The organism is Kosakonia oryzae (genome assembly GCF_001658025.2).
GTDB classification, from domain to species: domain Bacteria; phylum Pseudomonadota; class Gammaproteobacteria; order Enterobacterales; family Enterobacteriaceae; genus Kosakonia; species Kosakonia oryzae.
In genome coordinates this window covers 410,034-426,103 of record NZ_CP014007.2, presented here as the reverse complement: position 1 = coordinate 426,103, position 16,070 = coordinate 410,034, and the positions used below count along the sequence as shown (strand labels likewise).

Genomic DNA, 16,070 nt, shown 5'->3' with positions numbered 1-16,070 from the left:
AACGAAACAATTTGTGATGTGGATCAGTTTCGCCGGGTACGAAAAGTATTATGGAGCGAGGGATGAGAGTGGGTGACGGCAGAAGAAAAAGGCCTGCACCCGCGCTATTGCGGGTACAGGCGCTTTTATTTCACATAGCCGTCTGTTTTAAGAAGTTTATCCAGCGTTCTGAGCTCTGAGTCAAAATCGTCCGTGTCGTTTTCCAGCAGCGCCTGATGCTGCTGATGAAAAGCACTTCTTAAGCGGATCAACATATCCAGTTGATCTTGTGTTGTCTTTTGGCGCAACTCATCGTCTATCAACTGCTTTGAAAGGGACTGCCCCTGCGTCACGATCATTTCAACGCCTGGCAAGTAGCGATCCAAAAACCGCCGTCCGGGCACTTCATCCCGCTCGTCAGTCTTCATGCACACCACAATCTGCTGCGCCGAATGAATGATTTGAGCAAGCTCAACCAGCAGCGGTCCTGGCAGATCGCTAATACGTTCCAGACGAGATATCCGCTGCGCCAGCGCTTTATCCGAATCAGCAAGCTTTTCTTTCTCTCTTTCCGCTTCGGCAAACATTGCCAACCGGGCCTGTTGCCGGCGGGCGTTAACTTTCAGCGCCTGCTCGTACAGGAGGCATCCGGCAAATATCAAGGCAAACAGCGTCAGGTAAACAGGATGCGCGGTGTATTCATAGATCGAGCCATAACTCAACGCGGCCGAGAACCATAAAAACAGATACCAGAGGTGGATTTTACCCAGTTTGCTCCACCAGCTTCTGTAGATGTGCACCAACAGCGCCATTGTTCCTGCCCAAAATGGCAGCGCTATCGCATCGCCCACAAAAAGCCAGCAAAAGCCCGCCAGCATCCCGACACCCAGCGCGGTACGATCGAAGAACAACGTGCGGCAGAGCAAAATAAAACAAAACCAGTCCACCACAGCGAAGCTCGTTTCTATCCCGCCCGCTTCACTACCCAGCCTTGTATTAGCCTGCGTGGCGTACGGAGCAAAATAGGCGGAATACATCCCTCCAATGAAAAACATAAATAGCTGGAGAGAGACCCGATTCAAACGCTTGCTATAAATAGCGTCCAGCCGCATTCCTGCTTTATCGAACATCCTCTTTCTCCCGCCTTACTGCTGACGCACCGCGCCGTTGGCAATAGACGCCAGGCGGCTGCGCAGATCGTTTTCCATCGTGACCAACTCTTTTTCCACCTCGGCTCTGCGCTGGCGCGCATCGGTAGCGATCTTCACCGAGTCTTCAATGGTGCTAAGCAACCGCGTCTGCACCTCACGCAGGGTTTCGATATCCACTACCGAACGCTCCACTTCACGCGCCGTTTCCAGCGTTCCGGTTTGCAGCATTTCCGCATTGCGGCGCAGTAAGTCGTTGGTCGTATCGGCAACATCTTTTTGCAGCTTTGCCGCCTGACGCTGAGTCTGTAATGACATTGACAGCGCAATCTGGCTCTTCCAGACAGGAATAGTAGAAAGAATGCTGCTCTGGATCTTTTCCGCCAGGGACTGGCTGTTACTTTGCATCAGGCGGATTTGCGGCGCGGACTGCATTGCAATGGTGCGCGACAGCATCAAATCATGCAGACGACGCTCAAAGCGCTGGATGCTCTCCAGCAGATCCCGAAGGCGCTGCGCGTTCATCGGATCGCTTGTCGCCTGCGCCTGCAAAGCGGGTAGTTCGTTCTGTTTGATCTGCTCCAGCTTTTGCTTGCCGGCAATAATATGCAGCGTAATTTGCTGAAAAACGTCGCGGTTACGATCAAAGAGGATCTCCAGAACGGAAATATTACGCAGCAGATCTACCATCGCTTCATTCAGCTTTTCGGTGATGGTATCGACCTGCTTCGCCAGCGTCTGGTACTCCAGCATGGTGCGCTCGATGCGGTTAAACAGCGATCCCAACAACGGCAGTGAAGCGAGGAAACCCGGTTTTTGCTCGAAGGCGCTGATATCCACCTGCTTGATTTTCATCAGTAGATCGGTCAATTGCGCGCCAATCACGCCAGCGTCTTTCGCCCGGACTTCCTGCATCAGCGATTCGGAAAACTGCGAGATGCTGTTCATGGTTTTGGCGCCAAAGGCCAGCGAGAACACCGGATCGTTAATATTAATTTCTTCAACAATATTCTGGATTTGCGTTTGCTCGGCTGGGGTTAAATTTTCACTGCCGGGTAAGTCGTTAATTGCCTGATTGAGTTGCTGTGGTGCCGCAAGGTCAAGCGAGGTATTTTCCGTCATCCAATGAGTCCTCAATGAGTGAAAAGCGGACAGCAGTAATGGAATAAAATTGCTGATTTATTAAATCGTTATAAGGCTGTCCGTAGAGCGTAATACGGTACAACAGCAGCAAAGTATTAAACAGCTTAAATATTCGCAAGTATAATAAGCGTCAGTTTCTTGAGATGATTTAACACGATGGCAGATATTACACCTGCAAATCTTCTTGAAAATCAGGAAGATTCGCACAACTTTCATCCGATGCCGGGTGCGCGGAATCCGCATCTACAAACGATGCTGCCTCGCATTCTACGCCGCCGCTTACAGTTTGATCCCTGGTGGCAGCGCCTGGAGCTGCCGGACGGCGACTTCGTCGATCTCGCCTGGAGCGAAGAGCCCGGGCAGGCAAAACACAAACCGCGTCTGGTCGTGTTTCACGGGCTGGAAGGTAGCCTGCATAGCCCGTATGCGCATGGTCTGATCCATGCGGCAAAAGAGCGCGGCTGGCTGGGCGTGGTGATGCATTTTCGCGGGTGTAGCGGCATTCCCAACCGCCTGAACCGCATCTACCACTCCGGTGAAACCGAAGATGGCACCTGGTTTTTACGCTGGCTGCCAGAAACCTTCGGCCCGGCACCGACCGCAGCGGTAGGTTATTCGCTGGGCGGCAATATGCTCGGCTGTCTGCTGGCCAAAGCCGATGATTCTCTTCCCGTTGATGCAGCCGTGATCGTCTCTGCGCCATTGATGCTGGAAGCGTGCAGCTATCATATGGAAAAAGGGTTTTCCCGCTTTTATCAGCGTTACCTGCTAAATTTGCTGAAAGCGAACGCCGCACGCAAATTAAGAGCCTATCCTGGCTCGCTGCCGACAACGCTGCCAGCACTGCGGAAAGTGCGGCGTATTCGCGAGTTTGACGATCTGATCACCGCCAAAATTCACGGCTTTGCTGATGCGCTGGATTACTATCGCCGCTGTAGCGCCATGCCGCAGTTGCCGTTGATCCGCAAACCGACGCTGATCATTCACGCCAAAGACGATCCATTTATGGATCATAACGTTATTCCGGACGCCGGGTATTTACCGCCGAATATTGAGTACCAACTGACAGAACACGGCGGTCATGTCGGGTTTGTCGGCGGTACGCTGCGCCGACCAGAAATGTGGCTGGAAAAGCGCATTCCGGATTGGCTTTCCACCTGGCTGAGAACATCATGATTATTCCCTGGCAAGAGATTGACGCCGACACGCTGAACAATCTGATTGAGAGCTTTGTCTTGCGCGAAGGCACCGATTATGGTGAACATGAACGTTCGCTAGAACAAAAGGTCGCTGACGTTAAACGTCAACTGCAACGCGGTGAAGCTGTACTGGTGTGGTCGGAACTGCACGAGACGGTAAATATTATGCCGCGTGGGCAGTTCCACAATTAACCGGGTAGATGGCGGCTGACTATACTGCAAACACAGTTTTATTCAGGGAGTTGCTATGTCCGCCAAACATCCGGTCATCGCCGTTACTGGCTCCAGCGGCGCGGGAACCACCACGACCAGCGTCGCCTTCCGTAAAATCTTCGCCCAGCTCAACATGCATGCCGCAGAAGTGGAAGGTGACAGCTTCCATCGCTTTACCCGTCCGGAAATGGATATGGCGATCCGCAAAGCCCGCGATCTTGGGCGGCATATCAGTTACTTTGGCCCGGATGCCAATGACTTTGGCCTGCTCGAACAGACCTTTAGCGAATATGGCCAGAGCGGAACCGGGCAAACGCGTAAATATCTGCATACCTACGATGAAGCGGTGCCGTGGAATCAGGTTCCGGGCACGTTTACGCCCTGGCAACCGCTGCCGGAACCCACCGACGTGCTGTTTTACGAAGGGCTGCACGGCGGCGTAGTGACACCGCAAAATGACGTGGCGCGGCACGTTGATTTACTGGTTGGCGTGGTGCCGATCGTCAACCTGGAGTGGATCCAGAAACTGATTCGCGACACCAGCGAACGTGGGCACTCCCGTGAAGCGGTGATGGATTCGGTGGTTCGCTCGATGGAAGATTACATCAACTTTATCACCCCGCAGTTTTCCCGCACGCACATCAACTTCCAGCGCGTGCCGACGGTCGATACTTCTAACCCATTTGCCGCAAAAGGCATTCCGTCGCTGGATGAAAGCTTTGTAGTCATTCACTTCCAGAATTTGCAGGGCATTGATTACCCGTGGCTGTTGGCGATGCTGCAGGGTTCGTTTATTTCCCATATGGATACGCTGGTGGTACCGGGCGGCAAGATGGGGCTGGCGATGGAATTGATTATGACGCCGCTGGTGCAACGGCTGATGGAAGGGAAAAAGATTAAGTAGCCCGGCAAGCCTGGCGCCGGGCCAGGGCATCAGGCTTCGATAACCTCGTAGGAGTGAGTGATCTTCACGGCCTTCTCCAGCATCAGCGCTACGGAGCAATATTTTTCCGCCGACAGATCCACCGCGCGGGAAACCGCCGCGTCTTTCAGCGCCTTACCGGTGACGATAAAGTGCAGATTGATGTGCGTAAACAGACGCGGTGCCTCTTCACGGCGCTCGGAAGTCAGCTTCACTTCGCAGTCGGTCACGTCGTGGCGCCCTTTCTGCAGGATGGAAACGACGTCGATTGCACTGCAACCGCCCGCCGCCATCAGCACCATCTCCATCGGGCTTGGCGCTTTATCCCCGGAATTACCGTCCATCAGAATTTGGTGGCCAGATGCGGACTCACCCAGGAAGGTCAACCCTTCAACCCATTTCACACGTGCCTGCATTTTATACACTCCGGAGTAGTAATTTTCTCCACAGATTACGCGTACATAACAAAACTCGCAACGGAAGGCGACCTGCGTCATGCTGAAGCGAGACACCAGGAGACAGGCGTGAAAACCTATGCTAAAACAATCTGGATGCTACAAAGATAAATGGATGTTACGCATGTATGCATGACATCGTAGATTAGAGGCCGCAGATAACGCTGACGGCCCACTTCTCAGGACATGAGAAGCTTTGATTGCAACCCCGCAAGCAGGCTGAAACCTATATCCCCGCTTTCGGAGCCAGCTTATAACAGAGGATAACCGCGCATGGTGCTTGGCAAACCGCAAACAGACCCGACTCTCGAATGGTTCTTGTCTCATTGCCACATTCATAAGTACCCGTCGAAGAGCACGCTGATTCACCAGGGTGAAAAGGCGGAAACGCTGTATTACATCGTTAAAGGCTCAGTGGCAGTGCTAATCAAGGATGAGGAAGGTAAAGAGATGATTCTCTCTTACCTTAATCAGGGTGATTTTATCGGTGAACTGGGCTTGTTCGAAGAAGGTCAGGAGCGCAGTGCCTGGGTACGCGCCAAGACCGCTTGTGAAGTCGCCGAAATTTCCTACAAAAAATTCCGTCAGCTTATCCAGGTGAACCCGGATATTCTGATGCGTCTCTCCGCGCAGATGGCGCGTCGCCTTCAGGTGACCTCGGAGAAAGTCGGCAACCTGGCGTTCCTGGACGTAACGGGCCGTATCGCGCAGACATTGCTTAATCTGGCAAAACAGCCGGACGCAATGACTCACCCGGACGGCATGCAGATTAAAATCACTCGCCAGGAGATTGGCCAAATCGTTGGTTGCTCCCGTGAGACTGTCGGCCGCATCCTGAAAATGCTGGAAGATCAAAACCTGATCTCCGCCCACGGCAAAACCATCGTGGTATACGGAACACGTTAATCCGTAAAACGGCGCATCGTTTACCCGGCGCGCCGTTTTCTCTCCTCATGTGGCGCAGGCTGATTTATCACCCCGAAATCAACTACGCACTGCGACAAACGCTGGTGTTATGTCTGCCTGTGGCGATTGGCCTGCTCGTCGGCCATCTGCAACAGGGTCTGCTTTTCTCACTCGTTCCCGCTTGCTGCAACATTGCCGGTCTCGACACGCCGCATAAGCGCTTCTTTAAGCGCCTGATGATTGGCGGCTGTCTGTTTGCAGGTAGCAGCCTGGCGGTGCAATTGTTGCTGGCGGAAGATCTTCCGCTGCCGCTGATCTTTACCATGCTGACTCTGCTACTGGGCGTCACGGCCGAGATCAGCGCATTGCACGGGCGTTTATTGCCCGCCTCGCTGATTGCCGCCATCTTCACGCTCAGCCTCGCCGGGAATATGCCGGTGTGGGAGCCACTGCTGATCTACACGCTGGGCACGCTATGGTACGGGCTGTTTAACTGGTTCTGGTTCTGGATGTGGCGAGAACAACCACTGCGCGAATCGTTAAGTTTGCTCTACCGGCAACTGGCTGATTATTGCGAAGCCAAATACAGCCTGCTGACGCAGCATGCCGATCCGGAAAAAGCCCTGCCGCCGCTGCTTGCACGCCAGCAAAAAGTGGTGGATATGATTAGCCAGTGCTACCAACAGCTGCATATGCTGGCGGCCAATCAGCATAACGACTACAAACGCCTGCTGCGCGTTTTCCAGGTCGCGCTGGATTTGCAAGAGCATATTTCCGTCAGCCTGCACCAGCCGGAAGAGGTACAAAAGCTGGTTGAACAAACCCACGCCGAGCAGGTGATTCGCTGGAATGCGCAGACCGTCGCCGCCCGTTTACGCGTGCTGGCGGACGACATTCTCTACCATCGCTATCCGACGCGTTTCACAATGGAGAAGCAAATCGGCGCGCTGGAAAAAATCGCCCGCCAGCACCCGGATAATCCGGTAGGCCAGTTTTGCGCCTGGCACTTTAGCCGCATCGCCCGCGTACTGCGTACGCAGCGTCCTCTGTACATCCGCGATCTGATGGCGGAGAAGCAGCGTCGATTGCCATTGCTCCCGGCGCTGAAAAGCTATTTATCCCTGAAATCTGCCGCGCTGCGTAATGCGGCGCGCATCAGCGTAATGCTCAGTATTGCCAGCCTGATGGGCAGCGCCCTGCATCTGCCGAAGCCCTACTGGATCATGATGACGATTATGTTTGTCACGCAAAATGGTTATGGCGCGACACGCGTGCGCATTGTCCACCGGGCGGCAGGAACCCTTGCCGGGCTGGTGATCGCCGGGATCACGCTGCACTTTCATGTTCCGCTCGGTTTTACGCTGACGGCCATGTTATTGATTACGCTGGTCAGCTATCTGATTATCCGCAAAAGTTACGGCTGGGCGATGGTCGGTTTTACCATTACCGCGGTGTACTCATTGCAACTGCTGACCTTAAATGGCGAAGAATTTATTGTCGCGCGGCTAATCGATACCTTAATTGGCTGCCTGATCGCCTTTGGCGGTATGGTCTGGTTGTGGCCGCAATGGCAAAGCGGCTTGCTGCGTCAGAATGCCCACGACGCGCTGGAAACAGATCAGCAGGCGATTCGCCTGATCCTCAGCGATGACCCGCAGCCAACACCGCTCGCCTGGCAGCGTATGCGCGTCAACCAGGCACATAATGCACTTTTTAACTCGCTCAATCAGGCAATGCAGGAACCCGGCTTTAACACCCGCTATCTGGAAGATATGAAGTTGTGGGTCACACACAGCCAATTTATTGTCGAACATATCAATGCGATGACCACGCTGGCGCGCGAGCATACGATGCTGACGCCGGAACTGGCGCAGCGCTATTTGCAGTCCTGTGAAATTGCGCTGCAGCGTTGTCAGCAGCGGCTGGAGTATGACGGGCCGGGAGAGTCCGGTGACGTCAATATTCTGGAAGCGCCGGAAACGCTGACCCACGGGCCAATGAGCACGCTTGAACAGCATTTACAACGGGTTATCGGGCATCTGAACACCATGCACACCATTTCGTCAGTGGCATGGCGTCAGCGCCCGCATCACGGCATTTGGCTAAGCCGACGTCTTAACCATTAACCACTTTCTCGACTGCGCTGGCAAAGCGGCGCATCCCTTCATCAATATCCTGCTCGTCAATAACCAGCGACGGTGCAAAGCGCATGACGTCCGGACCGGCGTTCAGCACCATTACGCCCGCCTCTGCGGCAGCATAGAGAAAATCACGCGCGCGGCCTTTAAACGGCGCAGTCAATTCAGCGCCAACCAATAGTCCCATGCCGCGAATTTCGCTAAAGAGTTGATATTTTTCGCCGATCTGCTGCAAATGCTTGACGAAAAGCTGGCGTTTAGCATTCACACCGTTGAGCACTTCCGGCGTGTTGATAATGTCAAAAGCCGTTCCCGCAACCGCGCAGGCCAGCGGATTGCCACCATAGGTGGAGCCATGTGAACCGGCGTGGAACACGCTGGCGATCTCATTGGTCGTCAGCATCGCGCTGATCGGGAAACCGCCCCCCAGCGCTTTCGCACTGGTCAGAATGTCCGGCGTTACGCCATAGTGCATATAAGCAAACAGATCGCCGCTACGGCCCATGCCGCATTGCACTTCATCAAATACCAGCAGCGCTTTGTGCTGATCGCACAGTTCGCGCAGACCCTGCAAAAACTCCGGCGTTGCTGCCGTAACACCGCCTTCGCCCTGGATCGGCTCGACCACCACCGCGCAGGTATGATCATCCATGACAGCTTTCACCGCGTGCAGATCGTTGAATGGCACATGAATGATGTCGGCCGGTTTCGGGCCAAAGCCATCGGAATATTTCGGCTGACCACCCACCGTGACGGTAAACAGCGAACGACCGTGGAAGGCATTGTGGAAGGCAATAATTTTGGTTTTATACGGACTATGGCGAGTAGATGCATAAAAACGCGCCAGCTTAAAGGCGGTTTCGTTCGCTTCCGTGCCAGAGTTCATAAATACCACGCGTTCGGCAAAAGTCGCGTCAATCAGTTTACGCGCCAGACGCAGAGCCGGTTCGTTGGTGAACACATTGCTAATATGCCACAGCGTTTCACCCTGCGTTTTCAACGTTTCTACCAGCGCGGGATGACAGTGACCTAACGCAGTTACCGCAATTCCACCTGCAAAATCAACATACTCTTTACCCTGCTGATCCCACACACGACTGCCTTTTCCCTTCACCGGGATAAACTCGGCCGGTGCGTAAATTGGCAGAATCACTTCATCGAAGTTTGCACGCGTTACCGCGTCTTGCTGAGTTGCCATGTCTTGCCCATCCAGTTTTTTGTCGCATTGATTATGAAAATATAATCACGAAATATGCATAAAAAATCACTGCATGGCAACCAGAAATCACCGTTTGAGGAAGTTTTCCAGTAACTGGTGGCCCTGCTCGCTAAGAATGCTTTCCGGGTGAAACTGTACGCCTTCCAGATCCCACTGCCGGTGGCGAATCCCCATTATTTCCCCGCTTTCCGTGCGTGCAGTGACTTCAAAGCAGGCGGGTAGCGTAGGCGGGTCAATCACCAAAGAATGGTAACGGGTGACGGTTAACGGATTATTAAGCCCGGTAAATACGCCGCGGTTGTTATGGGTAATGGGCGATGTTTTGCCGTGCATCACTTTTGCCGCACGGACAATCTTCGCGCCAAAAACCTGGGCAATCGCCTGATGACCAAGACAGACGCCCAGCAGAGGAAGTTTGCCTGCATAATGGCGAATGGCTTCCAGCGAAATACCGGACTCATCCGGTGTACAGGGACCAGGCGAGATAACGATTTTTTGCGGTGCCAGCGCGGCAATATCCTCAAGCGCCAGCTCATCGTTACGCCTCACCTCCACCCTTGCGCCCAGTTCGCAAAAGTATTGATACAGGTTCCAGGTGAAGGAGTCGTAATTGTCGATAAGCAGGATCATAGCGGCCTCGGTAAAATAAACCGCGCTAGTTTACTCGCTTTCGACAGCTTCGCTTACCACTTTACGGAAGATGGCGCATAGCGGATCTAAATCCCCCATCGCTCCGGCCTGGTTCGCCGCGCTCCAGCGTTCAGGCACGATACCGCGCCAGTCCAGAATGTAACCGGCATGCAGCGCAAGCTGTTCAAAAAAGATGCGCTGTGCGATGCCATTGCCGAGACGGAAGGGATGCAGCACATTGATTTCACAGTAATAGTGTGCAAGCCGTTCAATAAACGCATCCGAAGAGAGGCCGCACAGCCACTCTTCCTCTTCCAGTTGCTGCATCAGTGCGTTGCCCTCTTTTTCGATGTATTCGAAATGGCAAAAACGCGTATCGCCCTCGTAAATATCCACTTCCCGGAACTTCCCGGCCCAGTCGAACACATCCTGGTAAAGGTGATGATGAATAGCGCACAGATGCGGAAGCCCGCGCGCCAGCGGCCCCAGTTCGAGCGTCGCTGCGCGTAGTGCCGTCAGCTCATAAGCGGCTTGCTCCAGACGCTGCGCCTGGTGAATACCCAGCAGGTTGCGCATCATATTCAGGCCTGGGTAGAGGTACGGATCGCGGCCATCGCCAAATTTATCGCTCATAGTGCCTCCGGAGTTCTGCAAGTCGAATGTTGGCTTCTTCGGCGGTGAGCGTCACCAGCGCAGTGTCCACGCCTTCCAGTCGTCGGCTGGCCTGGAAGTTCACATTACGCTGCTGCTCCCAGAGACGGGATTTTTGCCTGTCGGTGAGTTTTTTCGGCATAGCGCCTCCCTGTTTGCACATGTAGTTGCCCAAATTATAAGCAGCAATTTAACGTTACGCAGGGAAGCAAACTAAGCACGGGCGAAAAACCCGTGCGAAAGGAGTGTTACGGCAGCACTTTTGCGGAAAGGATAACAACCGGTTTTGACGGGACATTCTGGTACGGGCCGACATCGTGCGTAGGCACCTGAGAAATTTTATCCGCCACATCCATCCCTTTCACGACTTTACCAAATACCGCATAGCCGAAATCACGCTGGCCGTGGTCAAGGAAAGCGTTATCCGCAACGTTGATGAAGAACTGGCTGGTTGCGCTGTCTTTATCCGCAGTACGCGCCATTGCAATGGTGCCGCGCGTGTTACGCAGGCCGTTGTCAGCTTCGTTTTTGATCGGCGGGTTAGGCTGTTTTTGTTGCATCTGCTCGTTGAAACCACCGCCCTGCACCATGAACCCCGGGATCACACGATGAAACGTCGTGTTGTTGTAGAAACCGTTGTTAACATAATCAAGGAAGTTTTTCACCGACACAGGGGCTTTCTGGTTGTTCAGCTCCAGTTCGATATTACCTGCGGAGGTGGTGAGCAGAACATGGGGGTCGCCTTTTGCAGCTATCGCAGCAGGGGAAAGAGCAGAAAGGGCAAACACAGCCACAACAGCCGCCAGAGTCGATTTAACCATAGGGTTTCCTTAACGAAGTGCAGTAAAGAAAGCGAGTGGCTTGATTCTAAAGAGCAGTCAGCCAGCAGGCCAGCCTTTTACTTAATTTTACGTATTTGGAAACATATGTAACATCAGACCGCTCACAATCGCAAGATACGGTCTGACGCCACAGGTTACCGGGTGTGATAACGGCTAAACTGAACCTCTTCACCGCCGCTATCCATCTTCACCCAACTTTGCGCAGGCTGCGTACTGGCAATCACTCGCCCCTGACGAATAGACCATCTCACCGGTGCCTGGCAACGCACAGCATCAAACCCGCTTTCCACCGGCAAAATAATCATATTGGCCGGGTTGCCGGGGACAATACCGTACTGCGTCAGACCGAAAGTTCTGGCGCTGTTATGGGTGATTAAACGCAGCCCCTGATCAATTTGTTGATAGCCCATCAACTGGCAGACATGCAGCCCCATATGCAGCACCTGCAGCATATTGCCCGTACCGAGCGGATACCAGGGATCAAACACATCATCATGACCAAAGCAGACGTTGATCTCCGCCGCCAGCAGCTCTTTCACCCGCGTAATGCCCCGACGTTTCGGATAATCATCAAAACGCCCTTGCAGATGAATATTGACCAGCGGATTGGCAACGAAGTTGATGCCGGAAAGCTTCAGCAGGCGGAACAGCCGCGAAGTATAAGCGCCATTATAAGAGTGCATGGCGGTGGTATGACTGGCCGTCACACGCGGGCCGATACCCATTTTTAGCGCCAGTGCAGCCACCGTCTCGACAAAACGCGACTGCTCGTCATCGATCTCATCACAGTGAATATCCAGCGGACGGTCATATTTTTGCGCCAGTGCGAAGGCAATATGCAGCGATTCCACGCCGTACTCGCGGGTAAACTCAAAATGCGGGATCGCCCCGACAACATCGGCACCCAGATGTAACGCCTCTTCCAGCAACTCCGCACCATTGGGGTAAGAGAGAATGCCTTCCTGTGGAAACGCGACAATCTGCAGATCGATCCACGGCGCGACCTCCGCTTTCACTTCCAGCATCGCTTTCAGTGCGGTCAGGGAAGGATCGGAGACATCAACATGGGTGCGCACATGCTGCACGCCATTGGCCATTTGCCACTTCAGCGTCTGCCAGGCGCGTGCTTTCACATCCTCATGGCTAAGCAACGCCTTGCGTTCCGCCCAGCGTTCAATCCCCTCAAACAGCGTGCCGGACTGGTTCCAGTTCGGTTCACCGGCGGTTTGCGTAGTATCAAGGTGGATATGCGGTTCGATAAACGGCGGCAGCGCCAGGCCGCCGCGAGCATTCAGCACTTCGAGGCTATCGCTATGCGTTGCGCCCATCGGCGTAATTTCGCCAAAGCACCCCTGCTCAATGGCGATTTGCCACAGCCCTTCACGATCGGGTAAATGCACATTCTGAACCAACCAAAGCGGTGTTGCCGACATAGCATGCCTCCGTGTTTTCGTCAGATATCTTGTATCAGAGACGCGAGCAAAAACCCGCTTTTTTTTGCACACATTTAACGCAAACCATAAAAGCCATGGATATCCGCAACTTATAAAAACCAAGAAAAATCAATGAGCTACTCATTAAGTGGTAGGCGAAGATGTATTTGATGCACATCAATAAGTAGGGGGGCTGAATCGTTAAGGTAGGAGGTAATAGAAAAGAAATCGAGGCAAAAATGAGCAAAGTCAAACTCGCTATTATCGGTAACGGCATGGTCGGCCACCGTTTTATTGAGGATCTCCTCGATAAAACCGACGCCGCTCAGTTCGATATTACTGTCTTTTGTGAAGAGCCGCGTAAAGCCTACGACCGCGTCCATCTCTCATCCTATTTTTCTCATCATACTGCCGAAGAGTTGTCGCTGGTTCGCGAAGGTTTTTACGAAAAACACGGTGTAAAAGTGCTGGTAGGCGAACGCGCCATTACCATCAATCGGCAGGAAAAAGTGATCCACTCCAGCGCCGGGCGCACAGTCTATTACGACAAGCTGATCATGGCGACCGGCTCCTATCCGTGGATCCCTCCGATCAAAGGCTCGGAAACGCAGGACTGCTTCGTCTACCGCACCATTGAAGATTTAAACGCCATTGAAGCCTGCGCGCGTCGTAGCCGTCGTGGCGCGGTGGTCGGCGGCGGCCTGCTGGGCCTGGAAGCCGCTGGCGCGCTGAAAAATCTCGGCGTCGAAACGCATGTGATCGAATTCGCCCCGATGCTGATGGCCGAGCAACTCGATCAGATGGGCGGCGAACAGCTGAAGCGTAAAATCGAAAGCATGGGCGTGCGCGTTCACACCAGCAAAAACACCAAAGAGATCGTGCAGGAAGGCAGCGAAGCGCGCAAAACCATGCGCTTTGCCGACGGCAGCGAGCTGGAAGTGGACTTTATCGTCTTCTCAACCGGTATCCGACCGCGCGACAAGCTGGCGACGCAGTGCGGCCTGGAAGTGGCGCAACGTGGCGGTATCGTGATCAACGATAACTGCCAGACCTCCGATCCGAACATCTACGCCATCGGCGAATGCGCCAACTGGAATAACCGCGTGTATGGCCTGGTCGCGCCGGGTTATAAAATGGCGCAGGTCGCTGTAGATCATATTCTGGGTACGCAAAATGCCTTTGAAGGCGCGGATCTCAGCGCCAAACTGAAGTTGCTCGGTGTTGATGTGGGCGGTATCGGCGATGCGCATGGCCGTACGCCGGGTTCTCGCAGCTATGTTTATCTCGACGAAAGCAAAGAGGTTTACAAGCGCCTGATCGTCAGCCCGGATAACAAAACCCTGCTCGGCGCGGTGCTGGTGGGCGACACCAGCGATTTCGGCAACCTGCTGCAACTGGTGCTCAACGCCATCGAACTGCCTGAGAATCCGGATGCGCTGATCCTGCCTGCACATGCCAGCAGCGGCAAACCGTCAATCGGTGTCGATAAGCTGCCGGACAGCGCGCAAATCTGCTCCTGCTTCGACGTGACCAAAGGCACGCTGATCGCCGCCATCAATAAAGGCTGTCATACCGTTGCTGCGCTGAAAGCCGAAACCAAAGCCGGTACCGGCTGCGGCGGTTGTATCCCGCTGGTGACGCAAGTGCTGAACGCAGAACTGGCAAAACAGGGTATCGAAGTCACCAACAATCTGTGCGAGCACTTTGCCTACTCGCGCCAGGAGTTGTATCACCTGATCCGCGTGGAAGGGATTAAATCCTTCGACGAGCTGCTGGCGAAATACGGTAAAGGCTACGGCTGCGAAGTATGTAAACCGACCATTGGTTCGCTGCTCGCTTCCTGCTGGAACGAGTACATCCTGAAACCACAACATACGCCGTTGCAGGACACCAACGACAACTTCCTCGCCAATATCCAGAAAGACGGTACGTATTCGGTGATCCCGCGCTCCGCAGGCGGCGAAATCACGCCAGAAGGGTTGATGGAAGTGGGCCGTATCGCCCGTGAATTTAACCTGTACACCAAAATCACCGGTTCGCAGCGTATCGGCCTGTTCGGCGCGCAAAAAGACGATCTACCGGAAATCTGGCGTCAACTTATCGACGCCGGTTTCGAAACGGGCCATGCGTACGCTAAAGCATTACGTATGGCGAAAACCTGCGTTGGCTCCACCTGGTGTCGCTACGGCGTTGGCGACAGCGTTGGCTTTGGCGTCGAACTGGAGAATCGCTACAAAGGCATCCGTACGCCACACAAAATGAAATTCGGCGTTTCCGGTTGTACCCGCGAGTGTGCGGAAGCGCAGGGGAAAGATGTCGGCGTTATCGCCACCGAAAAGGGCTGGAACCTGTATGTTTGCGGTAACGGCGGTATGAAACCGCGCCATGCGGATCTGCTGGCTGCCGATCTCGACCGTGAAACCCTGCTGCAATACCTCGATCGCTTTATGATGTTTTACATCCGCACCGCCGACAAGCTCACCCGTACCGCTTCCTGGCTGGAGAGCATGGAAGGCGGCATTGAGTACCTGAAAAGCGTGATTATCGACGACAAGCTGGGCTTTGACGCGCAACTGGAAGAAGAGATGACCCGCCTGCGTGAAGCGGTAATTTGCGAATGGACAGAAACCGTGAACACGCCTGCTGCCCAGACGCGCTTCAAACACTTTATCAACAGCGATCGCCGCGACCCGAATGTGCAAGTGGTACCGGAACGCGAACAACATCGCCCGGCAACGCCCTATGAACGTATTCCGGTCGTATTAGTGGAGGAAAACGCATGAGCCAGTGGAACACTATCTGCAAAATCGATGACATCGTGCCTGCCACCGGCGTCTGCGCGCTGGTAAACGGCAAACAAGTCGCCGTTTTCCGCCCGCGCCATGACGATCAGGTTTTTGCCATCAGTAATATTGATCCCTTCTTTGAAGCCAGTGTGCTTTCGCGTGGGATTATCGCCGAGCATCAGGGCGATCTATGGGTGGCAAGCCCGCTGAAAAAACAGCGTTTCCGTCTGCGCGATGGCCTGTGTATGGAGGATGAAAGCCGTTCTGTCGCGCATTTCGACGCGCGAGTAAAAGAGGGCGAAGTCCAGATCAAAGCCTGACTCTCCAGCGGGAGCGCAACGCTCCCGCGCCTTCAAGATTCCCTTAACTTCCGCAGTTCTCTTGCTGGTATGCTACGTCGAACAAC

Annotated in this window: 16 protein-coding genes; 7 read left to right on the top strand and 9 right to left on the bottom strand. The window is 54.0% G+C overall.

Annotated elements, in window-relative coordinates:
- Positions 1 to 125 precede the first annotated feature (125 nt).
- Both AWR26_RS01925 and AWR26_RS01920 read right to left on the bottom strand, forming a co-directional pair.
- Entirely contained in the window at positions 126 to 1,109 is a 984-nt protein-coding gene (locus AWR26_RS01925) for a 5-bromo-4-chloroindolyl phosphate hydrolysis family protein (protein ID WP_064563260.1), read from the bottom strand.
- Between the two features lie 15 nt (positions 1,110 to 1,124).
- Entirely contained in the window at positions 1,125 to 2,249 is a 1,125-nt protein-coding gene (locus tag AWR26_RS01920) for a toxic anion resistance protein (RefSeq protein WP_064563258.1), read from the bottom strand.
- A 177-nt stretch (positions 2,250 to 2,426) separates the two neighbouring features.
- On the opposite strand from AWR26_RS01920, the gene AWR26_RS01915 reads away from it, so the two are divergent.
- Genes AWR26_RS01915 through AWR26_RS01905 form a run of 3 tightly spaced genes read left to right on the top strand, consistent with a single transcriptional unit; the run spans position 2,427 to position 4,586 of the window.
- A complete protein-coding gene (locus tag AWR26_RS01915) occupies positions 2,427 to 3,446 on the top strand; it encodes a hydrolase (protein WP_043956311.1) in 1,020 nt (339 codons plus the stop codon).
- Positions 3,443 to 3,661 (top strand): YheU family protein, encoded by a 219-nt coding sequence (locus AWR26_RS01910; protein WP_064563256.1) that lies wholly within the window; start codon positions 3,443 to 3,445, stop codon positions 3,659 to 3,661. Before AWR26_RS01915 ends, AWR26_RS01910 begins: the two co-directional genes overlap by 4 nt.
- 55 nt (positions 3,662 to 3,716) lie before the next feature.
- Positions 3,717 to 4,586 carry a phosphoribulokinase gene (locus AWR26_RS01905; RefSeq protein ID WP_064563254.1) on the top strand — a complete coding sequence of 290 codons (870 nt, stop codon included), beginning with the start codon at positions 3,717 to 3,719 and terminating at the stop codon, positions 4,584 to 4,586.
- Positions 4,587 to 4,615: 29 nt separating this feature from the next.
- Here the strand turns inward: AWR26_RS01905 and AWR26_RS01900 are convergent, their stop codons facing one another.
- Positions 4,616 to 5,020 carry an OsmC family protein gene (locus tag AWR26_RS01900; RefSeq protein ID WP_007369771.1) on the bottom strand — a complete coding sequence of 135 codons (405 nt, stop codon included), beginning with the start codon at positions 5,018 to 5,020 and terminating at the stop codon, positions 4,616 to 4,618.
- A gap of 312 nt (positions 5,021 to 5,332) precedes the next feature.
- On the opposite strand from AWR26_RS01900, the gene crp reads away from it, so the two are divergent.
- Complete coding sequence (gene crp / locus AWR26_RS01895; RefSeq protein WP_000242755.1) at positions 5,333 to 5,965, top strand: cAMP-activated global transcriptional regulator CRP; 633 nt, start codon at positions 5,333 to 5,335, stop codon at positions 5,963 to 5,965.
- A gap of 47 nt (positions 5,966 to 6,012) precedes the next feature.
- Positions 6,013 to 8,091, top strand: a complete 2,079-nt coding sequence (locus AWR26_RS01890; protein ID WP_064563252.1) for a YccS/YhfK family putative transporter — start codon at positions 6,013 to 6,015, stop codon at positions 8,089 to 8,091.
- Here AWR26_RS01890 and argD read toward each other — a convergent pair.
- The 6 genes from argD to AWR26_RS01860 all read right to left on the bottom strand — a co-directional run bounded on the left by argD (position 8,081) and on the right by AWR26_RS01860 (position 12,878).
- Positions 8,081 to 9,301 carry a bifunctional acetylornithine/succinyldiaminopimelate transaminase gene (gene argD, locus AWR26_RS01885; protein WP_064563250.1) on the bottom strand — a complete coding sequence of 407 codons (1,221 nt, stop codon included), beginning with the start codon at positions 9,299 to 9,301 and terminating at the stop codon, positions 8,081 to 8,083. The genes AWR26_RS01890 and argD overlap by 11 nt on opposite strands.
- Positions 9,302 to 9,388: 87 nt before the next feature.
- Positions 9,389 to 9,952, bottom strand: a complete 564-nt coding sequence (pabA, locus tag AWR26_RS01880) for an aminodeoxychorismate synthase component 2 (RefSeq protein ID WP_064563248.1) — start codon at positions 9,950 to 9,952, stop codon at positions 9,389 to 9,391.
- A 30-nt stretch (positions 9,953 to 9,982) separates the two neighbouring features.
- The gene (locus tag AWR26_RS01875) at positions 9,983 to 10,585 is read right to left on the bottom strand and encodes a putative adenosine monophosphate-protein transferase Fic (RefSeq protein ID WP_064563246.1); all 603 of its coding nucleotides are present in this window, start codon (positions 10,583 to 10,585) and stop codon (positions 9,983 to 9,985) included.
- Entirely contained in the window at positions 10,575 to 10,745 is a 171-nt protein-coding gene (locus AWR26_RS01870) for a YhfG family protein (RefSeq protein WP_064563244.1), read from the bottom strand. The genes AWR26_RS01875 and AWR26_RS01870 overlap by 11 nt, the downstream gene beginning before the upstream one ends.
- Positions 10,746 to 10,851: 106 nt before the next feature.
- The gene (gene ppiA / locus AWR26_RS01865; protein WP_064563241.1) at positions 10,852 to 11,424 is read right to left on the bottom strand and encodes a peptidylprolyl isomerase A; all 573 of its coding nucleotides are present in this window, start codon (positions 11,422 to 11,424) and stop codon (positions 10,852 to 10,854) included.
- A 155-nt stretch (positions 11,425 to 11,579) separates the two neighbouring features.
- Positions 11,580 to 12,878, bottom strand: a complete 1,299-nt coding sequence (locus AWR26_RS01860) for a cytosine deaminase (protein ID WP_064563238.1) — start codon at positions 12,876 to 12,878, stop codon at positions 11,580 to 11,582.
- A gap of 239 nt (positions 12,879 to 13,117) precedes the next feature.
- Between AWR26_RS01860 and nirB the strand changes: the two genes are divergently transcribed.
- Both nirB and nirD read left to right on the top strand, forming a co-directional pair.
- Positions 13,118 to 15,661, top strand: coding sequence for a nitrite reductase large subunit NirB (gene nirB / locus AWR26_RS01855; RefSeq protein WP_064563236.1), 2,544 nt, complete (start codon positions 13,118 to 13,120; stop codon positions 15,659 to 15,661).
- A complete protein-coding gene (nirD, locus tag AWR26_RS01850) occupies positions 15,658 to 15,984 on the top strand; it encodes a nitrite reductase small subunit NirD (RefSeq protein WP_007369761.1) in 327 nt (108 codons plus the stop codon). The genes nirB and nirD overlap by 4 nt, the downstream gene beginning before the upstream one ends.
- Positions 15,985 to 16,070: the final 86 nt, after the last annotated feature.

Excerpts from the sequence above, each read along its gene's own strand:
- nirD (WP_007369761.1), top strand. The coding sequence starts at position 15,658 with ATGAGCCAGTGGAACACTATCTGCAAAATCGATGACATCGTGCCTGCC.
- AWR26_RS01890 (WP_064563252.1), top strand. The coding sequence starts at position 6,013 with ATGTGGCGCAGGCTGATTTATCACCCCGAAATCAACTACGCACTGCGA.
- AWR26_RS01910 (WP_064563256.1), top strand. The coding sequence starts at position 3,443 with ATGATTATTCCCTGGCAAGAGATTGACGCCGACACGCTGAACAATCTG.
- AWR26_RS01875 (WP_064563246.1), bottom strand. The coding sequence starts at position 10,585 with ATGAGCGATAAATTTGGCGATGGCCGCGATCCGTACCTCTACCCAGGC.
- ppiA (WP_064563241.1), bottom strand. The coding sequence starts at position 11,424 with ATGGTTAAATCGACTCTGGCGGCTGTTGTGGCTGTGTTTGCCCTTTCT.
- crp (WP_000242755.1), top strand. The coding sequence starts at position 5,333 with ATGGTGCTTGGCAAACCGCAAACAGACCCGACTCTCGAATGGTTCTTG.
- AWR26_RS01900 (WP_007369771.1), bottom strand. The coding sequence starts at position 5,020 with ATGCAGGCACGTGTGAAATGGGTTGAAGGGTTGACCTTCCTGGGTGAG.
- AWR26_RS01860 (WP_064563238.1), bottom strand. The coding sequence starts at position 12,878 with ATGTCGGCAACACCGCTTTGGTTGGTTCAGAATGTGCATTTACCCGAT.
- AWR26_RS01915 (WP_043956311.1), top strand. The coding sequence starts at position 2,427 with ATGGCAGATATTACACCTGCAAATCTTCTTGAAAATCAGGAAGATTCG.
- nirB (WP_064563236.1), top strand. The coding sequence starts at position 13,118 with ATGAGCAAAGTCAAACTCGCTATTATCGGTAACGGCATGGTCGGCCAC.
- pabA (WP_064563248.1), bottom strand. The coding sequence starts at position 9,952 with ATGATCCTGCTTATCGACAATTACGACTCCTTCACCTGGAACCTGTAT.
- AWR26_RS01870 (WP_064563244.1), bottom strand. The coding sequence starts at position 10,745 with ATGCCGAAAAAACTCACCGACAGGCAAAAATCCCGTCTCTGGGAGCAG.
- AWR26_RS01905 (WP_064563254.1), top strand. The coding sequence starts at position 3,717 with ATGTCCGCCAAACATCCGGTCATCGCCGTTACTGGCTCCAGCGGCGCG.
- AWR26_RS01925 (WP_064563260.1), bottom strand. The coding sequence starts at position 1,109 with ATGTTCGATAAAGCAGGAATGCGGCTGGACGCTATTTATAGCAAGCGT.
- argD (WP_064563250.1), bottom strand. The coding sequence starts at position 9,301 with ATGGCAACTCAGCAAGACGCGGTAACGCGTGCAAACTTCGATGAAGTG.
- AWR26_RS01920 (WP_064563258.1), bottom strand. The coding sequence starts at position 2,249 with ATGACGGAAAATACCTCGCTTGACCTTGCGGCACCACAGCAACTCAAT.